General features: G+C 57.4%; 23 protein-coding genes. 9 read left to right on the forward strand and 14 right to left on the reverse strand.

The window, feature by feature from the left end; genetic code table 11:
• Positions 1-56: 56 nt before the first annotated feature.
• Positions 57-692: a cysteine hydrolase family protein gene (locus EI77_RS18790; RefSeq protein WP_133796847.1), complete on the reverse strand. Its 636-nt coding sequence runs from the start codon at positions 690-692 to the stop codon at positions 57-59.
• 227 nt (positions 693-919) lie between these two features.
• On the opposite strand from EI77_RS18790, the gene EI77_RS18795 reads away from it, so the two are divergent.
• Entirely contained in the window at positions 920-1,228 is a 309-nt protein-coding gene (locus EI77_RS18795) for a hypothetical protein (protein ID WP_133796848.1), read from the forward strand.
• Positions 1,229-1,252: 24 nt separating this feature from the next.
• Here EI77_RS18795 and EI77_RS18800 read toward each other — a convergent pair whose 3' ends face one another.
• The 6 genes from EI77_RS18800 to EI77_RS18825 form a co-directional block, all read right to left on the reverse strand.
• Positions 1,253-2,662: an efflux transporter outer membrane subunit gene (locus EI77_RS18800; RefSeq protein ID WP_133796849.1), complete on the reverse strand. Its 1,410-nt coding sequence runs from the start codon at positions 2,660-2,662 to the stop codon at positions 1,253-1,255.
• A gap of 152 nt (positions 2,663-2,814) precedes the next feature.
• The gene (locus EI77_RS18805; RefSeq protein WP_133796850.1) at positions 2,815-3,297 is read right to left on the reverse strand and encodes a hypothetical protein; all 483 of its coding nucleotides are present in this window, start codon (positions 3,295-3,297) and stop codon (positions 2,815-2,817) included.
• Positions 3,298-3,344: 47 nt separating this feature from the next.
• A complete protein-coding gene (locus tag EI77_RS18810; protein ID WP_133796851.1) occupies positions 3,345-4,088 on the reverse strand; it encodes an SDR family NAD(P)-dependent oxidoreductase in 744 nt (247 codons plus the stop codon).
• A 27-nt stretch (positions 4,089-4,115) separates the two neighbouring features.
• Positions 4,116-4,940 (reverse strand): alpha/beta fold hydrolase, encoded by an 825-nt coding sequence (locus EI77_RS18815; protein WP_133796852.1) that lies wholly within the window; start codon positions 4,938-4,940, stop codon positions 4,116-4,118.
• Between the two features lie 229 nt (positions 4,941-5,169).
• Positions 5,170-5,829, reverse strand: coding sequence for a response regulator (locus EI77_RS18820; protein WP_133796853.1), 660 nt, complete (start codon positions 5,827-5,829; stop codon positions 5,170-5,172).
• Positions 5,826-8,387, reverse strand: coding sequence for a sensor histidine kinase (locus EI77_RS18825; RefSeq protein WP_166647363.1), 2,562 nt, complete (start codon positions 8,385-8,387; stop codon positions 5,826-5,828). The genes EI77_RS18820 and EI77_RS18825 overlap by 4 nt, the downstream gene beginning before the upstream one ends.
• Positions 8,388-8,547: 160 nt before the next feature.
• On the opposite strand from EI77_RS18825, the gene pyk reads away from it, so the two are divergent.
• The gene (gene pyk, locus EI77_RS18830; RefSeq protein WP_133796855.1) at positions 8,548-9,966 is read left to right on the forward strand and encodes a pyruvate kinase; all 1,419 of its coding nucleotides are present in this window, start codon (positions 8,548-8,550) and stop codon (positions 9,964-9,966) included.
• A gap of 147 nt (positions 9,967-10,113) precedes the next feature.
• Here the strand turns inward: pyk and EI77_RS18835 are convergent, their stop codons facing one another.
• On the reverse strand, positions 10,114-11,136 hold the full coding sequence (locus tag EI77_RS18835; protein WP_133796856.1) for an Rpn family recombination-promoting nuclease/putative transposase: 1,023 nt from the start codon (positions 11,134-11,136) through the stop codon (positions 10,114-10,116).
• 103 nt (positions 11,137-11,239) lie between these two features.
• On the opposite strand from EI77_RS18835, the gene EI77_RS18840 reads away from it, so the two are divergent.
• From EI77_RS18840 to EI77_RS18860, 5 genes are all read left to right on the forward strand, one after another.
• On the forward strand, positions 11,240-13,099 hold the full coding sequence (locus EI77_RS18840; protein WP_133796857.1) for a CocE/NonD family hydrolase: 1,860 nt from the start codon (positions 11,240-11,242) through the stop codon (positions 13,097-13,099).
• 87 nt (positions 13,100-13,186) lie between these two features.
• Positions 13,187-16,504 carry a serine/threonine-protein kinase gene (locus EI77_RS18845; protein WP_133796858.1) on the forward strand — a complete coding sequence of 1,106 codons (3,318 nt, stop codon included), beginning with the start codon at positions 13,187-13,189 and terminating at the stop codon, positions 16,502-16,504.
• A 101-nt stretch (positions 16,505-16,605) separates the two neighbouring features.
• A complete protein-coding gene (locus tag EI77_RS18850; protein ID WP_133796859.1) occupies positions 16,606-18,144 on the forward strand; it encodes a sulfatase in 1,539 nt (512 codons plus the stop codon).
• A gap of 66 nt (positions 18,145-18,210) precedes the next feature.
• Positions 18,211-19,830: a murein biosynthesis integral membrane protein MurJ gene (murJ, locus tag EI77_RS18855; protein ID WP_133796860.1), complete on the forward strand. Its 1,620-nt coding sequence runs from the start codon at positions 18,211-18,213 to the stop codon at positions 19,828-19,830.
• Positions 19,827-20,423 carry a hypothetical protein gene (locus EI77_RS18860; protein ID WP_133796861.1) on the forward strand — a complete coding sequence of 199 codons (597 nt, stop codon included), beginning with the start codon at positions 19,827-19,829 and terminating at the stop codon, positions 20,421-20,423. The genes murJ and EI77_RS18860 overlap by 4 nt, the downstream gene beginning before the upstream one ends.
• Before the next feature lie 151 nt (positions 20,424-20,574).
• Here the strand turns inward: EI77_RS18860 and EI77_RS18865 are convergent, their stop codons facing one another.
• The 4 genes from EI77_RS18865 to hemL all read right to left on the reverse strand — a co-directional run bounded on the left by EI77_RS18865 (position 20,575) and on the right by hemL (position 23,032).
• Positions 20,575-20,928 (reverse strand): cupin domain-containing protein, encoded by a 354-nt coding sequence (locus tag EI77_RS18865; RefSeq protein WP_166647364.1) that lies wholly within the window; start codon positions 20,926-20,928, stop codon positions 20,575-20,577.
• 140 nt (positions 20,929-21,068) lie between these two features.
• Positions 21,069-21,356, reverse strand: coding sequence for a hypothetical protein (locus EI77_RS18870; protein ID WP_133796863.1), 288 nt, complete (start codon positions 21,354-21,356; stop codon positions 21,069-21,071).
• Between the two features lie 150 nt (positions 21,357-21,506).
• On the reverse strand, positions 21,507-21,725 hold the full coding sequence (locus tag EI77_RS18875; protein WP_133796864.1) for a hypothetical protein: 219 nt from the start codon (positions 21,723-21,725) through the stop codon (positions 21,507-21,509).
• A 20-nt stretch (positions 21,726-21,745) separates the two neighbouring features.
• Positions 21,746-23,032: a glutamate-1-semialdehyde 2,1-aminomutase gene (gene hemL, locus EI77_RS18880; protein ID WP_133796865.1), complete on the reverse strand. Its 1,287-nt coding sequence runs from the start codon at positions 23,030-23,032 to the stop codon at positions 21,746-21,748.
• An 81-nt stretch (positions 23,033-23,113) separates the two neighbouring features.
• Between hemL and EI77_RS18885 the strand changes: the two genes are divergently transcribed.
• Positions 23,114-23,839: a hypothetical protein gene (locus EI77_RS18885; RefSeq protein ID WP_133796866.1), complete on the forward strand. Its 726-nt coding sequence runs from the start codon at positions 23,114-23,116 to the stop codon at positions 23,837-23,839.
• A 6-nt stretch (positions 23,840-23,845) separates the two neighbouring features.
• On the opposite strand, the gene ruvA is transcribed toward EI77_RS18885, so the two are convergent.
• Positions 23,846-24,454, reverse strand: coding sequence for a Holliday junction branch migration protein RuvA (gene ruvA, locus EI77_RS18890; protein ID WP_133796867.1), 609 nt, complete (start codon positions 24,452-24,454; stop codon positions 23,846-23,848).
• A gap of 108 nt (positions 24,455-24,562) precedes the next feature.
• On the opposite strand from ruvA, the gene EI77_RS18895 reads away from it, so the two are divergent.
• Complete coding sequence (locus tag EI77_RS18895; protein WP_133796868.1) at positions 24,563-25,168, forward strand: hypothetical protein; 606 nt, start codon at positions 24,563-24,565, stop codon at positions 25,166-25,168.
• A gap of 140 nt (positions 25,169-25,308) precedes the next feature.
• Here the strand turns inward: EI77_RS18895 and EI77_RS18900 are convergent, their stop codons facing one another.
• A complete protein-coding gene (locus EI77_RS18900) occupies positions 25,309-26,796 on the reverse strand; it encodes a Gfo/Idh/MocA family protein (RefSeq protein WP_133796869.1) in 1,488 nt (495 codons plus the stop codon).
• Between the last annotated feature and the right edge of the window lie 131 nt (positions 26,797-26,927).

Genomic DNA, 26,927 nt, shown 5'->3' on the forward strand with positions numbered 1-26,927 from the left:
TACCTATTTTTGCCGTTGTAATAAACCAGAGGCAGAGGTTCAGAAAAGGAGGCGGATTACTTGTCTTTGTCTTGAGTATCCTTGCCAGCACGCGTCCGTGATCTGACCAGATGAATACGTGGAGAAGTGCGAATATCGGCTCGCAAATGCGTCTGCATCTGGGCCAGGGCATGGTCATTCGCCTTGCGATTCTCGGAGGCCAGACAATCCCGCGGAACGATGAGATGGTAATCCCGCATGTAGGCATCGTTGGCCGTGTAAAGGACGCAAAGATTCCCGGCGAATCCCGTCAGGATGAGCGTGCTGACCTCCAAATGCTCCAGCAGAATGTCCAGGGATGTGGAGTAAAACCCCGAATGCTTGGGCTTGAGGATGAAGTAGTCTTCTTCATCCGGGAGAAGCTGCTGCACGATGGGCTCACCCGGAACACCGGCTTCAAGGCAATGGCTGACGTGAGACTTGAAGTCTGAACGCCAGCGCCCAAAATTGTCATTCACATAGATCACTGGGACACCGGCTGCACGGGCGCGTTTTTTCAACGCTGCAATGCGCTTGGCCACGGGAAGTGCAAGACGAAGCAGTGAACTGCCACCGGGAAAGTCCATGGCATTGATTACATCAATCAGAAGCACGGCCTGGGCTGCTTTATCCGGGGCGCTACCATGCAGGCTGGCATTATGTGCTGAGGCCATGGCATTAAAATTGTGTTTGAGAATGTGGGGCTTGGAGCGCTTTGGATCCGAAAAGTCCGTGCGGGCTGCAGAGCAGTAGCACCGGGCCATCGTCCTGAACCATGCGTTTCATACCATGCTATCGCTCCACTTAAACCGCCTGGATGTGGCATGCCCGCAGGCATCAAAGAAAGCAGGCTGTTGCGCCGACGGGACACGATGAAGAGGCAGAGTGAAAACCCTGACCTATGAGCCATCTGATCCAGCTTTTGCTGCCCCTTTATGCGAACGACCAGAAGCCTTTTCCTGAAGAGTTCCATGCCCGTGTCGGAGCGGAGCTGACGGAAAAATTCGGCGGGCTTACTGCCTATACCCGTTCACCGGCAGAAGGCCGCTGGAATGATCTAGGGCAGGATGTCCGGGATGAAATCATCATTTATGAAGTGATGACCTCCTCCCTGGATGAACCCTGGTGGGGCCGCTACCGGCGGACGCTCGAAGCGCGTTTTCACCAGGACGAAGTCATCATCCGCGCTCTGCCCATGCAAAGGCTCTGAGGTGCACAAAGGGACTGGGCAAGATTATTTCGTCCTGGCAGTCGGATCCCAGCCACCACCCAAGGCTTTAAAAACAGCGATGAGATTGGTGGCTGTGCGCGTCTGGCTCTCCGCCAGAGAAACTTCCGCCTGCAGCTTCACGCGCTCAGCATCCAGCACTTCCAGGAACCCGGCCGCACCCTGGTCAAAGCGTTGACGAGCCAGTGAGGCAGCCTTAGCGCTGCTTTGCACCGCGTCGGCCAAGTGGTTCCGGCGGTTCTGCTCACGACCATAATCCGTGATGGAGTTTTCTACATCTTCCAGAGCCAGCAACACGGTCTGCTGATAAGTAGCCAGGCGGGCCTCTGTACGGGCACCGGCCGCTTTTACGAGTTGCAGACGACGGGGGCTGTCAAGAAAGGCCCAACTGATGCTGGGACCAAAGGAAAAATTGTCCGCACCATTTTGGCCTAAACCCGTAAAGCTGCCAGCAGTGAGTCCTGCGCTGCCATTGGCTGTGATGCGGGGGAAAAGATCTGCCGTGGCCACCCCAATGCGGGCAGTGGCTGCGGCAAGCTGGCGCTCAGCTGCACGAATGTCTGGACGACGACGCAGAAGCGCAGCCGGGTCTCCCAGGCGGATGGAAGGAAGACGGGAAGGCAGCGGCGCCAGTGTCAAGCGTCCGCGAAGCGCGTCTGGCGGCTGGCCACTGAGCACCCCCAGCCTGTGGAAAGCCTTGTCAACCGCACCCTCCAAAGGAGGAATGGTAGCCAAAGTAGTGCTGAGCTGAGCCTTGGCGCGGGAAGTATCCAGATCGGTACCGCGTCCGCCTTCCAGCAATTTGTTGGTCAGATCCACCGTCGCGCGCTGGTTTTCCGCATTGCGACGGGCCACCGAAAGCTGGTTTTGCAAACCGCGCAGCTCCAGATAAGTACGAGCCGTCTCCGCCGTGATGGAGACAAGAAGGTCATCCCGCCCGGCTTCTGCGGCACCGAGATCTGCCGAGGCAGCCTCCACATTTCGGCGCACCCGGCCAAAAAGATCCAGCTCCCAAGTCGCATCAAAACCCGTGCTATACGTTTCCACATCTCTTGGGAAAGCCGCCGGAAGATTGAAGCCGGAGGAGCGGCTGTTGGTATAGTCGCCACCAGCGGTCACGACCGGTAAAAAGTCAAAACTGGCAAAATTACGCTCCGCCCGGGCTGCTTTGATGTTGGCGATGGCTGCCTTGACGTCCTGGTTTCCCGCGATGGTCTGGGCGATAAGTTCATTCAGTTTCGGATCTCCGAAACGCTGCCACCAGGCCTGCAAAGCCGCCTCATTGGGAGCAGCAGCCAAGGTGCCTGAGGCCTTGGAGCGGAAACCTGACTGAGGGCTGCCTTCAGGTGCAACGTAGTTTGGGCCTACGGCACAGGAGGCCAGGAAAAGTGCCGAAAGGAGGCTAAGGCGATGCATGGGCTAAGAAGACGAAGTTCGGGAAAGTACAGCAGGATGCTTGGAAGGCGCTGCTTACCATGCCTCACAATACGCCAGTGCCAAGCATTGGGTTGTGCTCAAGAGCGATGCCCCTCAGGGCACTCTAAAGCATCTTCATCCTGATTAGCTGCTCACTCCCTGGCCTTCAACCGGCGGATCTGCAAAGTCACCCCGATGATGAAGAGGACGAAAAGCACCCCGGTGGCGGCCTGAAGCTCTGGGCCATTTCGGTCGGTAATTAACGGTGAGCCCAAGGGAAAACGGGTGGACGTCTCCGTGATGGTGGGAATCCAGTGGAAAAAGAACGTGGCGGAATAACTGACCGTGGCCACGACACGAGAACGGACGCCAAACAGAGACCTGTTCTCCGCAGCCCAGGCCAGCCACAGCACCAGTAAGGTGATGATGCCAAGGACATGCGGAGCGCCGAAACCCCCATGCTGGAAGATGCCAAATCCCGTCAGGCAGGTGAGCACTGTCGTGATGACATAGAGCTTTCCCACCCCGTTATTCCAAGTGATGCCGCGATCCCTGATCAGGGCAATGAAGCCGGCGATGAGAGCCACGACACCGATGGCTGTATGAATGACTCCAAGATTGGTTAGGCCGAACATGGATGTGCTCCTCTTTTTGACAGGTTTGTGATTTGAATATAGCCGACTTAACGAAGCCCGCCGGTAACGTAGAGCGTCTCTCCCGTGATCCATCGGGAATCCGGGGAGGCGAGAAACACCACGGCCGGAGCGATGTCGTCCGGCTGGCCAATACGCCCGAGCGGCGTGACGGCCGCAAACGCTTGAAAAGGCTCCACCATGCCTGCGGAGTGCGTGCCTTCCGTTTCAATGGGCCCTGGATTGACCGAATTGATCCGAATCTTCTTCGCGCCCAGTTCTTTGGCAAAGGTGCGGGAGAGATTGTCCACCGCCGCCTTGGTCGCATTATACACGGCTGTTCCCGCAGGTGAAAGGGTGCTGACAATGGAGCTGGTATTGACAATACTTCCCCCTTCAGGGCCGAAGTATTTCAGCGCTTCCTGCGTCGTGAGGATGAGGCCGAGGACATTTAGATTGAACTGCCGGTGAAAATTTGCCTCAGTGATCTGGCCCAGCGCTTCCCCCTCATAGATGCCAGCGTTGTTCACCAGAATATCGAGTGTACCAAAGGCCGCTTGAGTCTCTGCAAACAACCGTTCGATGTCGGCTTTCTTCGCCACATCCCCCTGCACGGCGACGGCTTTTCCACCTGCGCTTTCAATCTCAGCCACCACCTTGTCCGCCCCCGTTTTGCTGGAGGCATAATTGACCACAACGGCAGCGCCTTCAGCAGCGAGATGTCTGGCGATGGAGGCACCGATACCCTTGGAGGCTCCGGTGACGACGGCAACTTTTCCTGAGAGTTTTTTCACAATGTTTTTAGTTAGGTAGTGCAGAGATCAAGATTGCAGAAAGGCCAACAGGTCTTCATTCAGCTGGTCCTTGCTGGTATCTCCCAGGCTATGGGAGCCGCCGGGATAAATCTTCAGAACAGCCCCAGGCACCAGCGTGGAAGAAATCATGGCTGATGCGCCGATGGGCACGATTTGGTCATCGTCCCCATGCACAATGAGGGTGGGTACATCGAACTTCTTCAGATCCTCGGTGAAGTCCGTCTCAGAGAAGGCCTTGATGCAGTCATAAGTGTTCTTGGCCCCTGCCATCACACCCTGCATCCAGAAGGAATCAATCATACCCTGGGAGACCTTGGCACCTGGGCGGTTGAAGCCAAAGAAAGGTCCGCTGGCGAGATCCTTGTAGAGCTGGGACCGGTCCGCCAGATGGGCCGCACGCAAGCCGTCAAAAAACTCCTGCGGCAGCCCCCCTGGGTTGGCTTCCGTCTTCACCATGACTGGAGGCACTGCGCCGACGAGCACTGCCTTGGCCACCCGTGCCGTGCCATGACGGCCGATGTAACGCGTCACCTCTCCACCACCGGTTGAATGACCGATGAGGGTCGCACCCTGGATATCCAGCGTGTCCAAAAGCGCCGCCAGATCATCGGCATAAGTGTCCATCTCATTGCCATGCCAGGGCTGGCTGGAACGGCCATGACCACGGCGGTCATGGGCGATGCAACGGTAACCGTGTGATGCCAGAAAAAGCATCTGCGATTCCCAGGCATCGGAGCTCAACGGCCAGCCGTGGCTGAAAACGACGACCGGGCCTGAACCCCAGTCTTTGTAATAAATCTGTGTGCCGTCTGGAGTGGTGATGGTGCTCATGGAATCAAATGTTTACTGGTATTTATTGGTGACGAAGAAGTCTCCGCAGCGGGGATGCGGCACACCCTCCCCCTTCTTTTCCTTATTGCTGTGCCTTACCTTCATGCCACGAGCATGCGTGTCTGCCTTGCTGCCTGCAATTGGTCAGGAGGCTGAAAATTTACTGCTCCAAAAAGAGGATGCCCTCCTCCTCCTTTCGGATGAGATGCCTGCATCCATGCGGGGAAGATCAGAGTTTTACCAATCCGCGCTGGCTTGCCGCCGCCATGGCTTCGGTCCTGCTCAGGACATTGAGCTTGGTGAAAATGCTCCGCAGGTGTGATTTCACGGTCGTCTCACTGATGAACAGGCTGCCACCGATTTCCTTGTTGCTGAGTCCACGAGCCAGGAGTGTCAGGACGTCTCGCTCGCGCGTGGTCAAAGGAATGCTGGAGAGACCCGCAGCCAGCTTCGTCACCAGCTCGGGTGCCAGGGAGGTCTGGCCTGTATGCACTTTGCGGATGCAGGACAGCAGTTCTTCTCGCGGGGCGTCTTTCAGCAGGTATCCCCGGGCACCCGCTTTGATGGCCTTGGAAATGTCCGTATCTGAATCAAAGGTGGTTAGGATGATGATGCGCGCACCCATATCCTGACGGCAGATTTCCTCAATCGCGCTCACTCCGTCCAGCAGGGGCATACGCAGATCCAGTAGGGCCACATCTGGACGGTGCTGCCTCCACAGGTCCACCGCCTCGCGCCCATTCACAGCGCCGGCCACCACGCTCATGTCCGGCTGTCGTCCGATGATGGCCACCAGCCCTTCCAGCACGGTCACATGATCATCCGCGACCAGGATGCGGATAGGTTCCGAGCCATCATCAGCCAGGCTTTTTGAAAAAGGTTTATTCATAGCAGGGAAGATGACGCGCTGCTCAAGGGAAGAGAAATCAGATGAACTGTTCCATGTCCAGGGCGGCTGATCAAGGCCAGCTCTCCACCCATAGCCTCCACTCGCTCACGGATGCCCAGCAGCCCGAATCCGTCGCTCTTGGCAGCAGGGTCAAAACCGCTGCCATCATCACTTAGTTCCAAGGTGACACGCTGTGGGGTGAAGCTCAGCCGGATGATGAATTCGCCCGCCTGAGCATGGCGGACCGCATTAGTTAGCGCCTCCTGGCTAATGCGCAGCAGATTGCCCTCACACTCGGCGGGCAGCGGTCTCGGATTCCCCTCCAGGACAAAGCTCACCCGCATCGGCGTGCCAAACGTCATCTTCTGGCTCAGGGCTTCCAGGGCCTCCGGCAAGCTGCGCTCTTCCAGCGCCTGGGGTCGAAGTGCCTGCACGGATCTTCGCGCCTCCTTCAAGCTCTCGCGGGCCAGTTCTCGGGCGCGCTGGATGTGATGGTCCACGTTGTCATACAGGCCCTTGGACTTGGCATCCTCTGCCGCCTCCAATTGTACAATCACACCGGTGAATCCCTGTGCCAGGGTGTCATGGATGTCCCGCGCCATCCGGTTCCGCTCAGCCACCACGGCTGTTTCCCGGCTCTGTCTGGAAAGGCGCATCCAGTACACCGCCAGCATGACGTGGTGCGTCAGTGCACGGGTGAGTTCCACTTCCTCCCGCCGGAAAGTGCGCCGCTGCTGGAAGCGAATGCTCACCAGCCCGGTCACCTTCCCTGCCAGGAGCAGCGGTACGCATAGTGTGGTGATGATCCCTAGCTCAGCCAGCCGCTTGATGCTCGCTCCCACCTGCGGATCAGAAATTTGGTCCCCGTACCAGTGGTGAGCATCCGTGTTCTGCCCGTCCTCCAGCCGTACCATGGGTGGATCCGCGTCCAGCATCCCCACGACGCAATGTTTTCCTTCACGGAAAAATTCTGTCCAGACGGGATGGTCTCGGGGTTCGTTTGCGGCCTTGGATCGCGGCGGCTCAAGCTTGGCTGGCAACTGGATCCGGGAATCCTCAAAGTTAGCCACCAGTTCCACCTGCCCCACTGTAGGATTCATCTCCCAGACGCTGACACTGTGCGCTTCCATCTCCTCCGTGAGGGTGCCCAGCACATGCGCCAAAAAATGGTCCGGCTCGGATTCCTGGGACAGTGCATCTAGCGTTTTCTTCAGCGCATTGAGCTGGCCACGGGCCAGGTGCTCGGAAGCGCGCAGGGCTTCATCCGCCAACTTTCGCGCCGTGATGTCCATGAAGTTGCCGATCCACTCCACCCGTTGTCCTTGCTCATTTTCTACGGCCGCACCATCCACCTGGAGATGCTTGATTTTCCCGGAGGGCAGCCGCAGTCGGCATTCAAAACGGTAGTCTGTCTCGTGCCCCGATAACATCTGGAAAAAAAGCCCCACATCCTCAGGATGAATCAAATCGCGCGTCAACTCCCCTGTCGGAGTCACGGACCGATCCACCTCGCAGATGCGATAGGTCTCGTCCGACCAAACCATCTCTTGAGTGCTGACATTCCAGCAAAAGCTACCCGTGGAGCTCAGGCTCTGTGCCCTAGCCAGATAGGCCTCGCTCCGCTTCAGCTTTTCCTGTTCCTGACTGCGCTCAATGGCCACCGCCGCCAGATGGCTCATCTGACCGATCATCCGCTCCTGCTGCGCACTGGGCAGTGATGGAATGCGGGAATAAAGTGCAAAAGTGCCTAGCACTTGGCCACTGGATGAAAACACAGGCGTGGTCCAGCAGGCGCGCAATCCGTGCTTCACTGCCAGCTCCCGGAAAAAGACACTTGGCTCATCTTCCAGCACATCCGCAATGATGACCGGTTTCATCAACGAAGCCGCCCGTGCACAAGGTCCTGCCTCATAGGAATCCAGCAGTCCCTTTAACTCACCCGTATAGCTCGAAGGCAGGCTGGGGGCCGCCCCCAGAGTCAGGCGCACACCCTTTTCATCCAGCAGCAGGATGGAGCATATAATCTCTTCTGATATTTCCTCCACCACGTGGCAAAGCGTTTCCATGAGCACCGGCACCGGCTCCCAGCGTGAGATCATTTCCAGAATGCGCTTCTCCCCAGCCAGCAAGGCTTCCGCCCATTTGCGGTCCTGGATATCGGTATTCGTTCCATACCACTTGATCAGCTTTCCAGCCTCGTCATACAGCGGCACCGCCCGAAAGAGAAACCAGCGGTTGACGCCGTCGGCCCCACGTAAACGCGCCTCTGTTTCACCTGGTGCACCGGAAGCCAGTACTCCTTTCCAATACTCCATCAGGCCCGCCAGATCCTCCGGCGGAATGGCCGCCTGCCAGCCCCATCCGCAAGCCTCCGCCAGCGTCATCCCTGTGTAATCACGCCATCGTTGGTTGAGAAAATCAATGTGTCCATCTGGCTGTGCGCTCCACACCAGCCCGGGGATGGTATCAATGGCGAGCTGAAAAGGCTCTTTTAATTCTGGGTTACCCTCTGTTCTTTCCAGCTTCGAACCATCGCCGGGAAGATCGTCTTTTCGCATTGAATCAGATTTCACTAAACTCAGAGAATCCCAGGAAGCTGGCGGGATCAATGCCGATTGTTCGGTCCAATCGCAGTTAATGCACCTGCGCATCAACCATGGCCTGCCTCATGCTTCATGACGGCATTGCCGCTTGAATCTCCCGGCACTCACCCCAACCATGCCAGACATGCGTAAAACCAAGATCCTTTGCACCCTCGGGCCTGCCACCGAGTCCGCCGAAGTCATCACCTGTCTCATGGACAAAGGTGCTGACATTTTCCGCCTCAACATGAGCCATGCCTCCCATGACTGGGTGCGCATGGTCTATGGCCGCATCCGTGACGCCGCAGCCAAGGGCTCCAAAGAAATCGCAGTGCTTATGGACCTCACTGGCCCCAGCATCCGCACCGGGGATGTGGAGCAGCCCTGGCAGCTTCAAGTAGGTGACTGGGTCGAATTTCGCTGCAAGCCCGATGTTGCCGCCACAGTGCCGCTTTCCGTCACCGTCAACTATCCTGAACTGGGTAAGGATCTCAAGATCGGAGACATCATCATGGTGGACGGCGGCATGATCCAGATCAAGGCCACTGAGATCACCGAGAAGCGTGTCATCGGTACCGTCCTAACCAAAGGCGAGATGAAATCCCGCCGTCATATCAACCTGCCCGGCGTACCCGTGCGCCTGCCGCCGCTCACCCAAAAAGACTACGCAGATCTCGACCTCGGCTGTGAACTGGGTGCAGATTACTTTGCCCTCAGCTTTGCACGCGAGCCTGCCCACATCCAGCATCTGCAGCTCCTCCTGGAGCAAAAGGGCAGCAAGGCACGCGTCATCGCCAAGATCGAAAACCAGCAGGCGTTGCAAAACATCGACACCCTCGTCGAGGCCAGCGGTGGCATCATGGTCGCCCGGGGAGATCTCGGCAGCGAGTGCCCCATCGAGGACCTGCCACTCATTCAGCGCCAGATCGTCGAGCGTTGCTCCTACCATGGCCGCAAGGTCATCGTCGCTACCCAGATGCTGGAAAGCATGATCGAAAATCCCGTGCCCACACGCGCCGAGGTAACGGATATTTTCAACGCCGTCATTGAGCAGGTGGACTGCGTGATGCTCAGCGGTGAAACCAGCGTCGGCCGTTATCCTGACAAATGCGTGGAGGTGCTGGACACCGTCATCCGCCGTATTGAGCAGAAGTATCCCTCCGGCCGCTTCGCCAGTGATGCCCCGCTGAAGACCAACAAGCACAAGACCGTCAAAGCAGCCATTCTTCTGGCCAACAGCATCCCCAACGCCAAGCTGCTCGTCTTCACCCTGCGTGGCGTCATGGCCCATCTGCTGGCCCATCAGCGCCCAGAATACGCTTCCATTTACGCCTTCACTCCGCACCTGCACGTCAGCCGTACCCTCGTCAGCGCACGCGGCGTGCAGCCCTTCGTTTTGCCGTTTGAAGAGGGCAATCCTGAAAAGGCCATCCGCGATGCCATCGAGATGCTGCGTAAAAACGGTCACATTAAAAGCGGCGATCCTCTCGTCATCCTCAGCGATGCTCTCTACGATGGCATCAACGTGGATGCCATCCTCCTCCGGGACGCCTGATAACAGGGAAAACAGGAGCATGAGGGGCGTATCCTGCGCCCATCATGCTTTCCCAATACACCGATGGGGCTTCTTAGCCCTAACACTCTTGATACCGACCAACCCATTGGCTCGACAATCCGGCTCGTGGGCATTCACGCCTTAGCGCTACGCCTGCGTCTTCATCCACTGCTGCAACTCTGCTTCTGTTCCAAGATCCAGAAGATCTTCTGAAAGCTGCTCCAACTGGCTATAGCTTAGCGATTCAATCCCAGTAACCGTCTCATTTAAAAGAATACCCCATTTCTTCCGGGCCTGCCGTAAACACGTCTTCAACACGCCCTGGCCATAACCCTCCTCACGGCCTTCTTCACGGCCTTGGGCAATCAGTTTTTGTGCGATGGACATGGTTTGTGTTCGCAACGTGCGGTTACTCTCCATTCTACGGGCGATCTCTTCCAGGTCAAGGCTACTGTCCACGTTGAAGGCATAGACCAAACTCGTCCGCAGCAACGAATCTGCGATCTGGCTCACAAACTCCTGCGCCAGCCAGTCGAAAAAATCCAGCAACCGCTTCTGGCGTGCAAGCTTCATGAGTTGAAGCACAATCCTCAGCGGCCCCTCATCTTTTTCATCGGCTGGGTTGAATTGCGTGAGGTCCAGCAGTCCGTGGTGAAACTCTGGCAAAAATGGGCACAGGGCCGCTTTTAGATCTTCTGGCAGATTAAAAAGGTCGCTAAACACCGTGGAGACTGTCCACTTGTCTGGACCCTGATGGAGGACAAAGGGCAAGACCGGCGGCAGGGGCAGACCATGCTGCTTTTCATGGGCCAAGAGCAATTCCGTGATATAGGCCAGCAAACGCAACGGCATGGCAGGGTCCACCGAAGTTTGATGCTCAAAGAGAAGGTAAAGGCGCACATCCCGCTGCCCAGCCATAACGGAGAAAACCAAGTCCGAATGCGCCTGCTGGAGGCTGCCTTTGACAAAAGAACCGGGCAGCGGCGCTAAGGACGGCCAGTCTAGAAGAGCCGCAGTTTCCGTCGGAAGATGGCGCTGGAAAAATGCCGCCGCATTTTCAGGCACAGAGAAAACCGCCTTGAAATAGGCATCGTTGGGATGGGCCGCCACATCAGCATCAAGCATGCAGCCAAATTCGGCAGAAGTAAGACGAAAGGCAAGGGCTGGCATGTTGGTTATTCCCTGCCTTCCTTCTTGTGACGAGCTTTGATACTTTCCCTCCCCTGAGCGCTTTGGGCACAAAAATCACCCCATGGCTCCGTAGTCTGCTGCCATGCCACTTCGCTCTCCCCTGCCCTGCCTCCTCTTTGCCATTTGTCTCCTCAGCACTTCACTGCTGGGTCAGGACATCGTGGTCAAAACCAACATCATGGTGGCCATGCGTGATGGCGTGAAGTTGGCGACGGATCTTTACCTGCCTGCGGAGAATGGAATTGAAAAAACTGGCCGCTATCCAGTCGTGCTCACCCGCCTCCCTTACAACAAAGACGGGGCTAAAAAGCTGGGCATGTACTACGCTGCCAATGGTTATGTCTTTGTGGCCCAAGACTGCCGGGGCCGCTATGCCAGCGAGGGCGTGTGGCACTGGATGACCGATGACGGCAAGGACGGCGTGGACTGCGCGAAGTGGATCGGCCAGCAGCCATGGAGTGATGGCAAGATTGGGATGATCGGCACCTCCTATGTCGGAGGTACCCAGCATGCCATGGCCTTGGAGGGTACTCCTGAGCTCACCACCGTCATCCCGGTGGATGCCGTCTCTAACGGCGGTGCCCAGTCCATGCGCAATGCCGGAGCCTTTGAGATGCGCTTCTGGAACTGGATCATGCTCAATGCCGCCAAAGGCAGCGTCGCCTCCCAGGATCCCGCTACCGCCGCGATGCTCAAAGAGATGGTAGACAACCGCCATGAATACCTGAAACACCTTCCCCTGCGTCCCGGCATGACTCCGTTGAAGCATGCCCCGGAATATGAAAGCTGGCTCATTGATGCCATGCGCCACGGTGCCAATGATGAATTCTGGGCACAAAACAACATCCTGGAAAACGCCGACAGTTACAAGGACATCCCGGTTTACCTTGTGGGCGGCTGGTATGATTCCTGGGCTGGCAATACCACGGCCAATTTCACCATCCTCAGCAAGACCCTCAAAAGCCCAGTTTATCTGATCATGGGCCCCTGGATTCATGGTAAGCAGGCAGGCCACAGCCATGGCCAGGTGGACTTCGGTCCCGAAGCTGCCATCCCTGATGAACTGGCCTGGCGCAAAGAATGGTATGACCACTGGCTCAAAGGCCTGGACAACAGCGTGGGCAAATCTGCACCCTTTGCCACCAAGGTACGTCTCTTCGTCATGGGCACTGGAGACGGCAGCAAAACCGAAAAGGGTCTGCTTTATCATGGTGGTCAGTGGCGAGAAGAAAATGAATGGCCGCTGGCCCGCACCCGCCTAACTAAATATTATTTCACCTCCGAAGGCCACGCGACGACCACCCCACCCTCCCTTCAGAAATCTGCCACAAGCTATACCTTCGATCCCAAAAACCCTGTCCCGACCATCGGCGGCAGCATTTCCAGCGGCGATGACATCCTTCTCCAAGGAGCCTGGGACCAACGTGGCGGCGAGCATGTATGGAACTGGCAGAAACCCCTTCCCCTCTCCGCCCGCAACGACATCGTCGTCTTCCAAACCGAGCCGCTAAGCGAAGACCTGGAAGTGACCGGCGAAGTGGAGGTCAAGATGTGGATATCCTCCACCGCTGTCGATACGGACTTCACCGCCAAACTGGTAGATGTCTATCCCGCCAGTGCAGACTGGCCAGGTGGTTTCGACCTCAACATCACCGACGGCATCCTGCGCGCCCGGTTTCGCGATTCGCTGAAGAAAGAGAAAATGATGACGCCGGGCGAGATCTACCCCGTGACCATCCGCCTCTATCCCACAGCCAACGTCTTCAAAAAAGGCCACCGCATCCGTGTGGACATTAGCAGCAGCAATTTTCCCCGGTTTGACGTGAACCCGAACACTGGAGAACCCCTGAATGCCAACCGCCGCATGGAAACTGCGATCAACACCATCCATCACGACGCGGAACATCCGTCCGCCATCGTTCTCCCCTTGATCCCGCGCTGACGGCGTATGACAATTGGCAGCGATGTTTGTTAGAACTTCATTTGCGCGCAGGTTCTCTGCATGCTTGAGGCATAACAACTGCCTGCCGTGAGCCCGTCGTCCCCATCATCTCCTGAAAATCCCGAGCACGAGACCGAAGTGCCGACGGATCTGACGATCGTTGTGGATAGCATCCGCAGCAGTCTGACGCAGGCTCCATTCACCCGTACGCGTGGAAGCGGAGTACGTTCGGCAGATCTGTTGAAGGACAATGACGGCTGGCTGGAAGGAAAATTCCGACTGCTGGAAAAACTGGGGGAAGGTGGCTTTGGCCTCGTCTTCAAAGCTGAGCAGGTTTACCCCATCCAGCGTCTGGTGGCCGTGAAAATCCTCAAGGCGGGCATGGATAGCCAGCAAGTGATCGGCCGCTTTGAGACAGAGCGTCAGTCCCTGGCTCTGATGGAGCATCCCAACATCGCCCGCGTGCTGGACGCCGGCGAAACCGAGCGGGGCCAGTCTTACTTTGTCATGGAGCTAGTGCGCGGGCGCTCCATCACCAGCTACTGCACCAAAAAGGAACTCACGCTGAACCAGCGCCTGGAGCTTTTCATCCCCGTCTGCTTGGCCGTAAATCACGCCCACCAAAAGGGCATCATCCACCGTGACTTAAAGCCTTCCAATGTGATGGTCATGGAGGAAAACGGCCAGCCCATCCCCAAGGTTATCGATTTCGGCATCGCCAAAGTCCTGGAGCAAAAGGATGCCAGCCAGACCCTGGCCACCGGCATGGACCAGCTCGTCGGCACGCCCGGATACATCAGCCCCGAGCAGATCGAGCATGGCAGCTCTCACGTCGATACCCGCTCAGACGTCTATGCCCTCGGCTCCATCCTCATGGAGCTGCTCACGGGCAAGGCCCTCGTCACGCCCATGGACGTGGCGCAGAAACCTCTGCACCAGATCCTGCGAGACCAGGTGGAGCGCGACCCGCCCAAGCCCAGTTCCCGTGAACCTTCCCTTAAAGGTGACCTGGACTGGATCGTCCTCAAAGCCCTCGAGCGCGACCCCGCACGCCGTTATGGAAGTACCGATGACCTCGCCGATGACCTCCGCCGCTATCTGCGCCATGAGCCCGTCCGCGCCTGCCCGCCCAGCCGCTCGTATGTCATCAAAAAGTTTGTTCGTCGGCATCAGTTTGGCGTGGCCGCCGGCGTGGCCATCGCGCTGGCCGTCCTCGCGGGTGGCATTACCAGCACCGCTTTATACTTTGAGGCAGAAAAAAACCGCGTGGTCGCTGAAGAGGCCGGTAGCAGCCTGAAAAAAGAATACTCACGCTCCGATGAGGTGATGGCCCGGCAGCTCATTGAGCGGCGCGATTATACGGAATCCGTCGCCTGGCTGACCCGCTCCCTGCGGACCGATCCCGGGAATACCCTGGCCGCCACCAGCCTCTTGAGCCTGCTTCAGCACACGCATCTCCTCCATCCCCTGACGCCGGAGCTGCCGCTCCCCTCAGGTGCCCAGGAGGCACACCTCGTCGCCCTCAGCCAGCAAACGGGAAAAGCCGTCGCTGTCTCCACCTTGAAATCCAAGGGCTCATCGTCTCCCGGCAAATCCGTGCTCAGCATTTGGGACACCGCCACCCATCACCGGACGGATTACCCCCTGCCCAAAGGCGTGTTCGCTACCTGTCTCACCGTCACCCAGGATGGTCGCCACGCCATCATAGCCATGGATGACGGCCAGGTAGAATTGCGATCTTTGATCGATGGGAAACGCCAGCCTTTGCTGCCGAAGCTCCCTCAGCCCGTGCTCAGCATGGCACTCTCTGGAGATGGGCAGATCCTGGCCGCCGGGGCTGAGGACGGGACCATCCAGGTGTGGGATACACATCGCCTGGACCGCCCCGGCTTAGTGCTGAAAGAAGCAGAACTTCCCGTGAATCTCCTGGTGCTGGATTACCTTGGCACCCTGGTGGCCACCGCGCAGTCGGTGGAAACTCAGGAAACTAAAGGCCGTGTTTCCATCTGGGATCTCAGCACCGGGCAGACCCTCGGCTCTCCCTTTGAGACCAGCGATAGCATCTCCTCCCTGGCCCTGCATCGGGAGCGGGAGATGATCGCCGTCGGCCTTTATTCCGGGACTGTGCACGTGGGCAATTTCCGCACGGAAACTGAGCTCCTCACCCCCCTCGGCCATCCCTCCGCTGTTATCTGCATGAGCATGAATGCCAACGCCACCACCCTCATGGTGGGCGATGGCCGCGGTTATCTCCATGCCTGGGATCTGACTAAAGGCCAGCCACGCACTCCCGCACAAGCTCATGATGGCGAGGTCCTCGTCGCCTCACAAGCTCTTGAGCAGGGGCTCGTCACCAGTGTCTCGCGCCATGGGGAAATGCAGGTGTGGAATACCCTCACAGGTGAGCGGGTTCAGCACCGCCTGCGTCACAGCATCGCCCAGGTCAGCATCACTCCCGATGGCTCCATGCTCATCGTTGCCCAGCGGCATGAGCCCAATGTCCAGGTTTGGAGCAGCCACCGGCGCATGACCACCCGCCGCTACTTGGCTGCACCGCAGGAATCCTACCTGGAACTGCCTGCACTTCCAAAAGACGCACCTCAAGAAATCCAGCAGGCAAACACCCGTGGCTGGAACCGCGCTGGCAACCTCATCGCCACCGCAGATCCCGAAGGGCGTGTCTCCGTCCATGACATCCAGGCCGGTTTCCGTCGTTTAGGCCCTTCATTCATTCATCCCCCTGCAGTCGGTGCCGTGGCTCTTTCCAAAGATGGCCACCTCGCCGCCACCTCCGGGCGCGACCAGGAAGTACGCCTCTGGGACGTGGTGACTGGCAAACCCACTGGCATCTCCATCCGTCATGAAGCCTTTGTCAATGCACTCGCCCTCAGTGACGATGCATGCAAGCTCGTCACGGTCACGGATGCAGGTGAAATCCATGTCTGGGATACCCGCACCGGGGATTGCCTCACCCCCAGCCTGGGCCAGGGCAGCGGCCTGACGGAAATCCACATCAGTATCGATGGAAAAAGCATGGTTTATCGCATGGAGGACCAGGGCTGGTTTTCACTGCCCATGCCAGAGATTCCAGATCGCCTCCCAGAGTGGTTTCTGGATTTGGCGGAGGCACTGGCTCATCGCCGTCTTTCGGAAGACGGCAAATCACAGACCCTCAGTCTGGTACAAGTGCACAACGCACTCGCTAAGGTTCCCAAAAAACAGTCTGCTGCAGACTCGACCGCCCTCCGCTGGGCTCATTGGCTGCTCAGCACCCCTGAAACCCGCAGTCTTTCCCCCCAGGAAAACGAGCCTTTTCAGGACTATGTCCGCAGCCTGGCTAAACAAAAGGACCCCTCTGCCCAGGCCGAAGCCCTGCGTTACCAGACGGCTTTACCTGGAGAATAAAAGCTTCTCACGCCAGTCCAGGACCCGCACCTTTGGCAATCAGCGGACAGAAACTCCTCGGCCTCAGCGTTTCAGCGCCGGTTTCATCCCCTTCCCAACCTATGATGTCCCTGCGTCCATTCCTATCCGTTTTATGCATTGGCCTGCTGGCTCCTACCGCATTGAAAGCGGCTGAAAACAGTCGTCCAAATGTGCTTTTCATCATCTCAGATGACCTCAATGCCAGTCTGGGCAGCTACGGCCACCCGCTGGTGAAGACCCCCAATCTGGACAAGCTGGCCGCTCGCGGCGTGCGTTTCCAAAATGCCGCCTGCCAGTTTCCCCTCTGCGGACCCAGCCGCAATTCGATGCTCACCGGTCTATACCCAAACACCACTGGCATCCTCGCCAATAGCCAGATCTTCCGCCAGACCATCCCCAGCCATCACAGTCTGTCCCAGGCCTTTCGGCTGGAGGGATACTTCGCCGCCCGCATCGGCAAGCTTTACCATTACAACGTCCCTCTCTCCATCGGCACCAATGGTCACGATGACCCCGGCTCCTGGGAAATGGAAATCAACCCCACCGGCGTGGATCGCATGCAGGACATGGACGAGGCCTTCAGCCTGATCCCCGGCAGCTATGGCGGCACCCTTAGCTGGCACGCCTCCGCGCATCCTGATGAAAAGCACACCGATGGCATGATGGCCCGTGAAGCGGAATGGGTGTTGGAACGCTGCGCCAAGGACAAATCGCGCCCCTTCTTCCTGGCCCTCGGTTTCTTCCGTCCGCACACCCCTTACATCGCCCCGAAAACCTGGTTTGAAGGTTATCCCAAAGAGCAGATGCCCGTCGTCCAAGGCTGGAAAGAAGACCAAGCCGATCTCCCAGCCCACGCCCTCGGCAGCTATAAAAAAGAGCAGGATAACCTCACCGATGACCTGCGCAGCCAAGCCATCCAGGCTTACTATGCCAGCATCAGCTTTATGGACGCCCAGGCAGGCATTGTCCTCAATGCCCTGGACCGCCTCGGCCTGGCTGAAAACACCATCGTCGTCTTTACCAGCGACCACGGCTACCACATGGGTGAGCACGGCTTGTGGCAGAAACAGAGCCTCTTTGAAGAAAGCGCCCGCGTTCCTCTCATCATGGCAGGGCCGGGCGTGACCAAAGGCGGCGTGGCCCAGGCTCCCGCCGGCCTCATTGACCTTTATCCTACGCTGACGGAAATGTGCGGCGTCAAGGCCCCCGCCAATCTCCAGGGTCAGAGCCTCGTTCCTATCCTCAAGGATCCCAAGGCCCCAGGTCGTGGCTGGGTCATCAGCCAAGTCATGCGCGGGGGCGGCGGCGGCGGCGGCAAAAAGAAAGGAGCCAGTCCGGCCGTTGGGGCCGTGGGTAAGCGCATCTTCGGCTATTCCCTCCGCACCCCGCGCTGGCGCTACACCGAGTGGAATGAAGGTAAAGAGGGCAAGGAACTCTACGATCACGACACCGACCCCAAAGAACTCACCAACCTCGCGGACAAGGCTGAACATGCCGCCACCGTCACTGAGCTATCCACCCAGCTCCAAGGCATCGTCAAGACCACCTTCCCGGCTGACGGCGTCACTCCCAGCCCCAAAGAGTTAGGCATGTGGGCACCCAACCTGACCGACCCGTAACCAACCCTTTCAGGAATGTGATTGCCAGAGCGGCGGCACCAACGAAGGTGCCGCCGCATTTGCATCATGACTGAAGAAAAAAAGGACACCGGCCCCCAGGCACGCAGTACCAGCGTCGTTTCCATCGCCATCCTCTGCAGCCGCGTGCTGGGACTGGTGCGTGACCAGTTGCTCAATGGCCTCTTTGGTTCCGCCTTTGCGGGCATCTTCACCGCCGCCTTTCGCACGCCGAACATGCTGCGGGATCTCTTCGCCGAAGGCGCGCTGTCCACCGCCTTCGTCACCACCTTCTCCAAAAAGATCAAGAATGAGGGGGACGAGGCCGCCTGGGTTTTGGGGCGTAAGATGCTTTCCCTCGCCGCTTGCTTCATGACCCTCGTCGCCATCGCCGGCGTGGTGCTGGCTCCATGGCTCTTTCGTCTGCTCACCCCCGGATTGTCTGAGGAGGCCAAAGTCCTCGGCACTTGGCTGGCGCAGATCATGTATCCCTTCATCGCCATCGTTTCTGTCACCGCCCTGGTGATGGGGATGCTGAATTCAAAGAAGGTCTTCTTCATCCCAGCTGTGGCTTCAGCCTTCTTTAATCTCGGCTGCATCGTCGGAGGCGTCGCCCTGGCCTGGTTCATTGATCCTGGCTTCCGCGCAGGAGAGATCACGGAAAAAGGCCTCACTGGTTTTGCCATCGGCACCCTCATCGGCGGTGTGCTTCAGCTCCTGGTACAACTTCCCTCTCTTCGCCGGGTTGGCTTTCGCTTCGGCCTGGATTTCGGCTGGAAGGATAGCGGCGTGAGCGATGTTCTGCGCCTCATGTGGCCCTCCATGCTCGCCGCGAGTGGCACCCAGATTTCGGTCCTGCTGAATTCCATCTTTGCGTCTTATACACCAGGGAAAGAATCCTCCCTCGCCTGGCTAGCCAATGCCCAGCGTCTGCAACAGCTTCCGTTAGGCCTCTTCGGCGTCGCCGTGGCCACCGTCACCCTGCCCATGCTCTCACGCCTGGCTACGGAAGGCATGTCTCCGGCCTTTCGCAATGCCCTGGCCAAAGGCCTGCGCCTCGTCCTCTTCCTCACCCTGCCCTGTGCCGTGGGCCTTTCCATCCTGGCGCAGCCCATCATTTCTATCCTTTTTGAACATGGCAAATTCACTGCCCACGATGTCGCCATGACCGCGGGCCCCTTGCAGGCCTATGCATTCGGACTCGTCTTTTACTCCGCCATCAAAGTCCTCCAGCCTGCCTTCTACACCATCGATAAACGCTTCATCCCTTTGATGATCAGCATCGGCGTCATCCTGCTAAATCTGGCTCTCAATTACACCACTGTTTTCATCCTCGGTTGGGATCATACCGCGCTTGCCTGGGCCACCGCTGTGGGCCTAGCCGCCAACTTCACCACGCTGTACCTCTGCATGCGCAAATTCGCCCATGGTCTGGAAACGAAGTCTCTCTTACTTACCCTGTCCAAGCTCATCACCGGTAGTGCCCTCATGGCCGCCGTCTGCGTCGGTGCCCAGATGACCATTCTCACCGGCTGGGACCAGATGAATTTCATCACCCGCACAGGCACCCTCAGTCTCACCATCGCGGTCGCCGCTTTCGTTTACTTCTTTGTCACGCAAATGCTACGCGTCCAGGAAGCCGGTGAATTCATGGGCATCCTCTCCAAGCGTTTCAGGCCCAAGTCATGAAGCCGCGCCGCATCTGGACCACGGTCGCCGTGCTGCTCGCCCTCATCTGGGCTGCTGTCGCCATCGTCATGCGCAAGACGGATCACCTCGTTTCCTGGCCCGCCAAAGTCATTGCCTTGGTCGAGGAAACTCCCTGGTCTAACGGCTCCCAAGTCTCCGCCCAAATCCGCCAGCAACACCTCAACGAGGTCATCATCAACCTCAACCGCCTGGATGCTCAGCAGCGTCGTAGCCTTCGCGAAGACGCCCAGGATTCACTCGACAAATTCTTCACCAGCCTCACCGAGAAAGAGCAAAAAGAATACGTGGACCGCACTGTTGAACCCTACTTTGAAAGAATCAGTAAGGGCCTCAAACTCATGCCCGAAGAGGAGCGCAAACGCCTCGTCGGCCGCATCCGCAACGACCTCAAAAACCTTCGCGGCAATTCCGCTGACGGCGAGCGTCTATCCGACCAGGACCGCGAATTCATGGAGTTCATGATCGCCGAGGATCCCATCCTCTTCCTTCGCGAAGCCCCTACTCGAGTAAAGATGGAGCTCGCCCCTGTGCTCGAAGAAATGCAATCCCGTGTCCAGGGAATGCGGCGATAGAGTCTAACCAAAAGGAGAATTATCCGGTAAGCTGGACGGCACTTGAGACAGGCGCAGCCAAAGTACTCCAGAGCTTTAGCCCGCCAAACCCCCGCCACTCTTTCGTCTCCCTTATTTTCAGCTTGGTATAAAACACTCGAAAGCGGAGTCCTCATCCCTCCACCTCAAACTCATCCGCCGGATCAAACGGCGGCATTGGCACATTGATGATTCGCAGGTTCCCCACTGCCCGGTGTACACAACCCGGCCGGATCATCACCGACGTCATCGGTTTCAAAGGAATCCGCTCCCCATCCAATTCCAGATAACCCTCGCCTTCCAGGACGATGTAGATCTCCGTCATCTTCTTGTGATAGTGCAGCTTCGCATCCGCATGGATATCCGTCAGATGCACCGTCGCCAGCGTATTCCAAGGCTCCTTGAAGGCCCGCCGCGCCTGTCCACAGGGGCAAGGCGTCGGCGTGATTTCATCCAGTTGGGCGACAGCGTAACGGGGTTCAGACATGATGGCCATTCATAGCGGACGCATCCCAAAAGACAAGTCTGTTACTGCCGCCGGTGCTCAGTCATGTATCCATCGCGATGGCTGAAGCAACCTCTACGAGATCCAGTTCGATAACATCCGGATGGATGTCTTTGACAGGTTCACGCATGACGCCCTTGAACAAGCAACCGTTGCCTGACTTTCTCCATGACGATTTCTGTGAGGTTTTCAGAGACAGGAATAAAAGGTCCCTTGTCCCGCTCTTCAAGAATGTCTTCAAGCGCTTGTCTTTGCGGATCCGCAAAACTCTCCTCCGCATGTTCTTCCTGCCACTGGTTTATTTCCAGCAACGAGAGGACATAGTTTTCTGGCGACTCATAGCCCTCGCTCGTCTTCCGGTTCACGAACGTCATCAAGTCATCAGGAAGATTGATGGTGAGCTGAGGCATAGCAGAATTTTATCATGAGAAAAACTTTAAGCACAAATTTTCCCACTCAGACTGGTTAAGGGTTTGAGAGCTTCCAAAGACCATCATGAACGATTGCTCCAAGCCAGGCAGCGAGAACAACAACAACGCCTTGAGCCAAACCTAGGATCGTCATTCCAATGCGAAGGTATCGTTGCCTCCAACCCAGTTAAAAGTCATCACTGCCACCACGCTAACTTGAAGTCCCAAAAGAAAGAAGATGGCAAAGCTATATTGGTGACTCAGCGCCAGTTTAGCGAAGGCAGGAATGCCGTCGCTTAGTGAGAGGATGATTAACATGACCATGCAAACAAGGAAGGTCAGCATCAGCGATTTGGATCCTCGTTTCATTGCTCAAAGTTTGTCCCTTTCTACAAAGCCGCCAGCGCTGCCGCCGCCACTTCCGCAGTCCGCTCCATGTCCGCTTTTGCATGCGCCATGCTGATAAAACCGGTCTCGAACTGGCTGGGGGCAAAGTACACGCCGTTGTCCAGGCAGTGATGGAAAAATTTACGGAAGGCTGCAAGATCAGAGGTCTTCGCATCCTGCAAATTTCGCACTTCTTGTTCGGTGAAAAATAGGCAGAACATGCTGCCCTTTCGATACCAGCGATAACCCAGCCCCTTGCGCTTCAGGACATCTAGCACGGCATCTTCCATCACCTGCCCAATCTCCTCCAGATACGCATAACCCTGCTGCCGGTCCAGTTCCCGCAACTGCGCCAGACCTGCTGCCATGGCTAGCGGATTTCCGCTCAGGGTGCCTGCCTGATATACCGGCCCCAGAGGTGCAAGATAGTCCATGATATCCGCCCGGCCACCGAACGCCCCCACTGGCAAACCCCCACCGATCACCTTGCCCAGGCAGGTCAGATCCGGAATGACTCCCTCCAGCTCTTGCACGCCCCCTTTGGCCACTCGGAAGCCCGTCATCACTTCATCAAAAATCAGCAGCGCTCCATACTTCGTGGTAATGTCCCGCAGCTTTTGCAGGAACCCGGGCTGTGGCAAAATGAGTCCCGCATTCGCAGGATAAGGCTCCACAATCAAAGCGGCGATTTCGTGTCCCTTGGCCGCAAAAAGTTCCTCCAGAGCTTCTACATCATTAAAAGGCAGTACGCTGGTCAGCTCCGCAAACGCCGCAGGCACACCGGCACTGTCAGGATGACCATGTGTCAGCGCACCGCTGCCTGCGGCCACCAACAGGCTGTCAGAATGACCATGATAACAACCGTCAAACTTCACCAGTCGCGACCGCCCAGTAAATCCGCGCGCCAGCCGGATGGCGGACATCGTCGCTTCTGTGCCGCTGTTCACCAGCCGCACTTTTTCAATGGATGGCACCCATTCACAGATCGTCCGCGCCATGTCCACCTCATACGGATTCGGGATGCCAAAGCTCACGCCGTCCTTGGCCGCTGTATGAATGGCCTCGATGACTGAAACGGGTGCATGCCCCAAAATTGCTGGACCCCAGGTGCCGACAAAATCAATCATCTCCCGCCCATCCACATCCCAGATGCGGCAGCCTTTAGCACGCCGGACAAAAAAAGGATCCCCCCCCACATTGCGAAAAGCACGTACAGGCGAGTTCACTCCACCTGGGATGTATTGCTTGGCCAGTTCAAAGAGTTTGGTCGAAAGAGGTCCGTTGGGCATGCCCACGGATACGCGAAAGCGAACGGGCGTCGAACAAAAGCTTTCCACCGGACGTCTCTTCTGCGTAGTCTTTATGACGTCATGAAAAAGGCCCTTCTAACCCTCCTGGTTCTCAGCATGGCGATCCTTGCCAGCAAAGCGCCTGCACAGCTTTCCTCCCGTAAATCCTCCCTTCTTGCCCCTGAACCAGGCACCATGGATGTCGAGGACCTCCTCAAAAGACCGGTGATGCTGAAGGTGCTTCAGGAATCCCCTGTTTATACCCGCTCCACCATGGAGCAGGCCATTGGTAGCATGGCCCCCGGCACCCTGGTGAAACTCGTCGGCATTTCCGATAACGGTTACCGCGTCCGTGGACGTGCCCGCCATGGAGATGTGTCCGGGTGGGTACGCCAGCCAGACCTGCTATCCCCCGATCCCAATCTGGTCCCCAATCTCAAAAAACTTCACCAGCGTCAGATTGAAGTCCAGGCTCTGATTGACGCCAAACAAATCGCCCTCGGTATGACCAGCGAGGAAGTTCATGCCAGCCTGGGCAAGCCCAATCGCAAATCCAGCAAAGTCAGTGCTTCAGGCCGTGAGGAGACTCTCGAATACATTGTTTACGATCGCATTCCCCAATACAACACAGGCTTCGACGGCCTTGGACGGCCTGTGCAGACCGTCGTTTATATCAAGGTGGAAACCGGCAGCATGAGCGTCAACCTCAAGGGCAACGTGGTGGAAAGCATCGAGGAAACCAAGGGTAATCCACTTGGCACTGGAGGTGTCAAAATTGTCCCTGGCCCCATCATCTTCGGCTGGTGATCCGCCTCACTGTAGCGAGCGCAGCGCATCCCGGATCAGTTTATCCGCACGCACAGGTTCGGTAGCAGCTTTCGCCAGTTCATTGACTGTCTTCTGCGCATCGCTCTGCTTATAACCCAGCGCGATTAATCCCAGTACCGCATCGCTCACTGCTTCCTGGCGCGGGTCATGCGCTCCACGGGCTACCTCCGCTGCCTGCCACGCATCCACCACGCCCACCTTGTCCTTCAGTTCCAGGACAATGCGCTCCGCCGTTTTTTTCCCCACCCCTTTGATCCGAGCCAGGGCGGCGGTGTCATTGCGGATCACCGCATCTTTAAAGGCAGGCACCGGCATTCCGCTCAAGACAGAAAGCGCCATCTTGGGACCGATCCCGGATACCCGGTCGATCAGCAGGCGGAAAAGATCTCGCTCATCGTTGGTGAAAAAACCAAACAACGTATGCTCCCGCTCCGTCACGTGATGATGTGTCAGCAGCTTCACCTCCCCGCCAGGCTGCGGCAGTTTGTCAAAAGTCGTCAGCGGGATGTTCGTTGCATAACCCACCCCTCCCACATCCACAATGGCCTGATGAGGATGGGCTTCAGCGAGCTTGCCACGAAGAAATGCGATCATCCCGAGATGAAGCCGTGTCGCTCCCCCAGCGCAAGGCCTTTGATGCTGGCACAGAGATGAAACACGTGCTCCATTCACCGCCAGCCCGTTTTCTTCCGGCAGATCTCCATGAAAAGCCTCCTCTTTGCCGCCCTCGCCTTTACCTCCTCTCTCACGGCCCAGACAGTGGCAGGAAAATTGGAAACTCTGCTGCTGCTTCCAGAGCCTGCCGTCCTGCGAAACAACTTCTCCTTTAGCCCAGAAGGCGCAGAAAAAACCGTCCTGACACCCGCTAAAGAGCTCACCGATGTGCCCGGCATCATGGCCTACTCCAGCGAGGAATTTAAACAGCTCGGTCTCAGCGTCGCCACCTTTACGGAGCGGGCCAAAAAAGCAGCCGATATCCGTCTCGCCTCCTTAAAGCCCCATCTCGTCAAAGATGATGCGGGCAAGGTCCTCTATGCCGTTTATCGCAGTGAGAAACCTCTCATCGCGTCCCTCCTCGTCGCCCCTTCCCTGCCCCTCATCTTCGAGTCCCTCTTCGGCAGTGAAGTCTGGGTGGCCATCCCGGACCGCCACTCTCTATTCATCTTTCCTGCTAAACCCGAAGCCCTCGAAGAATTCACCGCCGACCTCGCTGATCGCTTTCACAACGATCCCCGCGCCGCCAGTTCCGAGATCTTTTCCCTCAAAAAGGACACCCCTATTCGGGTCGTCGGCAGCTTCATGCCATAGCTCAATCTGGCCATTCCAGAGCCAAAGTAGTCTAGAACTCTAGCTTGCCGAAACCCCCTTCAAACATCGGTCAAGCCTCCACACAAAAAACGCGGAACCAGTTTCCCGGTTCCGCGTTCTCAAGATTTGGTTAGGCCAGCTTAGCTGATTTTAGGCAGCTCGAACTCAGGCACATACTCTTCCATCGCCATCTTGTTGGCCTCGTCAGCGAACTCACCGGTGAACTTCTCGCTCTTCGGATCGTATTCCAGCCAAGGACCGACGGATGCCTTCTCAGCATTCATGTCGATCTTGTTGTCCACGAGGTTCTGCACGAAGTGTTCGAAGGTCTCCTGGGCGGCCTTGCTGTTGCTGAGGCGCTCTTTGATCTGGTCGTTGGACATTTCCTTGCCGAGGCGATAGGAGATGTTGGACATGTGAGCCAGGGCTGCCGCATGGTAACCATGGGAAACATGGAGCACATCCTTCGTCAGCTTACCTGCACGGCAGGAGTTGATGAAGTTCAGCATGTGGTCGGGACCGTCCTGGAAGTTTTCAAACTTCTCGATGCTCTTGCCGTCATTGTCATAGGCCTTCGCCTCTGCAATGAAGCCGCCTTCGCAATGAATGACGTTGCCGATACGCGGAGCGGATGTCTTGCCATTGATGCGGTAAACGGGTTCAAAACCTTTCGTCCAGTTCATGTCCTTCATCGGAAGGCCACGGTTGTCGAAAAGCAAAGGCGCGCCTTCAGCATAGTCAAAAAATGCCATCTGGTTGTTCGCGGTCTCGCCATCGTCATCGTAACCCCAGCGGCCGCCGAGGCTCATCACGCGTTTTGGCAGCTCCGTTGGATCACCCAGTGCCCAGCGGGCCACGTCGAGCTGGTGAGGCCCCTGGTTGCCAATGTCGCCATTGCCGTAAGCCCACTGCCAGTGCCAGTCATAATGGAACTTCTGGCGGTGAAGTGGCAACTCTGCACGAGGAGCAGACCACAGCTTGTAATCCACAGATTCAGGCGGCGCCACAGCAGCTGGTACCTTACCGATGCTCTGGCGTGCTTTGTAATTGATCCCGCGGCTCAGCACCGTCTTGCCGATCTTGCCACTTTTCACATATTCCATGGCGGCTGCCCAGCCCAGGTCAGAGCGGCGCTGCATACCATGCTGGACCACCTGGCCTTTTTTCTCCACGATACCAGCAGCTTCAACAAGCTTGCGGCCTTCCCAGATGTTGTGGCACACAGGCTTCTCCACATACACATGCTTGCCAGCGGCAATGGCCGTCAGGGCGATCAGGGTATGGCTGTGGTTCGGTGTAGCGATGGTGATCGCATCAATGTCTGGATCTGCGCAGCACTCGCGGAAGTCTTTATAAGGCTTCACCTTGACGTCTTTCTTGGCCAGCTCGGCGACCTTCTTGTCCAGGACTTCGCTGTCCACATCACACAGAGCGACGATACGCACTCCTTTGATTTTCAGCAGGCTGTTGATGTGGCCTGAGCCACGGGACTTGAAGCCGATGACGGCCACGCGGACATCATCGTTCGCACCGATGGTTTTCGCCCAGGTGGGCAAAGTGGCAAGGCCGGCGGCTCCGGCGATGGTGCCGCGCACAAAGGTACGGCGACTGGTGTTGACTGGATTCATGACGAAGTTTGGGTTAGGTTACGGACGCGCGGATTCTATCCGCACATCGCGGTAAATCGTAGCTTACTCAATACGGCAGAAACCTGCCAACCTTTCTTCTGACGTGATGCCCGAATCGGATACTTTTATGC

Source organism: Prosthecobacter fusiformis (genome assembly GCF_004364345.1).
GTDB classification, from domain to species: domain Bacteria; phylum Verrucomicrobiota; class Verrucomicrobiia; order Verrucomicrobiales; family Verrucomicrobiaceae; genus Prosthecobacter; species Prosthecobacter fusiformis.

Bases quoted from the DNA above. Each gene is read 5' to 3' on its own strand.
- murJ (WP_133796860.1), top strand. From the start codon at position 18,211: ATGACTGAAGAAAAAAAGGACACCGGCCCCCAGGCACGCAGTACCAGC.
- EI77_RS18850 (WP_133796859.1), top strand. From the start codon at position 16,606: ATGATGTCCCTGCGTCCATTCCTATCCGTTTTATGCATTGGCCTGCTG.
- EI77_RS18860 (WP_133796861.1), top strand. From the start codon at position 19,827: ATGAAGCCGCGCCGCATCTGGACCACGGTCGCCGTGCTGCTCGCCCTC.
- EI77_RS18825 (WP_166647363.1), bottom strand. From the start codon at position 8,387: ATGCGAAAAGACGATCTTCCCGGCGATGGTTCGAAGCTGGAAAGAACA.
- EI77_RS18885 (WP_133796866.1), top strand. From the start codon at position 23,114: ATGAAAAAGGCCCTTCTAACCCTCCTGGTTCTCAGCATGGCGATCCTT.
- EI77_RS18795 (WP_133796848.1), top strand. From the start codon at position 920: ATGAGCCATCTGATCCAGCTTTTGCTGCCCCTTTATGCGAACGACCAG.
- EI77_RS18865 (WP_166647364.1), bottom strand. From the start codon at position 20,928: ATGTCTGAACCCCGTTACGCTGTCGCCCAACTGGATGAAATCACGCCG.
- EI77_RS18800 (WP_133796849.1), bottom strand. From the start codon at position 2,662: ATGCATCGCCTTAGCCTCCTTTCGGCACTTTTCCTGGCCTCCTGTGCC.
- hemL (WP_133796865.1), bottom strand. From the start codon at position 23,032: ATGCCCAACGGACCTCTTTCGACCAAACTCTTTGAACTGGCCAAGCAA.
- pyk (WP_133796855.1), top strand. From the start codon at position 8,548: ATGCCAGACATGCGTAAAACCAAGATCCTTTGCACCCTCGGGCCTGCC.
- EI77_RS18820 (WP_133796853.1), bottom strand. From the start codon at position 5,829: ATGAATAAACCTTTTTCAAAAAGCCTGGCTGATGATGGCTCGGAACCT.
- ruvA (WP_133796867.1), bottom strand. From the start codon at position 24,454: ATGATCGCATTTCTTCGTGGCAAGCTCGCTGAAGCCCATCCTCATCAG.
- EI77_RS18790 (WP_133796847.1), bottom strand. From the start codon at position 692: ATGGCCTCAGCACATAATGCCAGCCTGCATGGTAGCGCCCCGGATAAA.
- EI77_RS18900 (WP_133796869.1), bottom strand. From the start codon at position 26,796: ATGAATCCAGTCAACACCAGTCGCCGTACCTTTGTGCGCGGCACCATC.
- EI77_RS18875 (WP_133796864.1), bottom strand. From the start codon at position 21,725: ATGAAACGAGGATCCAAATCGCTGATGCTGACCTTCCTTGTTTGCATG.
- EI77_RS18815 (WP_133796852.1), bottom strand. From the start codon at position 4,940: ATGAGCACCATCACCACTCCAGACGGCACACAGATTTATTACAAAGAC.
- EI77_RS18895 (WP_133796868.1), top strand. From the start codon at position 24,563: ATGAAAAGCCTCCTCTTTGCCGCCCTCGCCTTTACCTCCTCTCTCACG.
- EI77_RS18840 (WP_133796857.1), top strand. From the start codon at position 11,240: ATGCCACTTCGCTCTCCCCTGCCCTGCCTCCTCTTTGCCATTTGTCTC.
- EI77_RS18835 (WP_133796856.1), bottom strand. From the start codon at position 11,136: ATGCCAGCCCTTGCCTTTCGTCTTACTTCTGCCGAATTTGGCTGCATG.
- EI77_RS18805 (WP_133796850.1), bottom strand. From the start codon at position 3,297: ATGTTCGGCCTAACCAATCTTGGAGTCATTCATACAGCCATCGGTGTC.
- EI77_RS18870 (WP_133796863.1), bottom strand. From the start codon at position 21,356: ATGCCTCAGCTCACCATCAATCTTCCTGATGACTTGATGACGTTCGTG.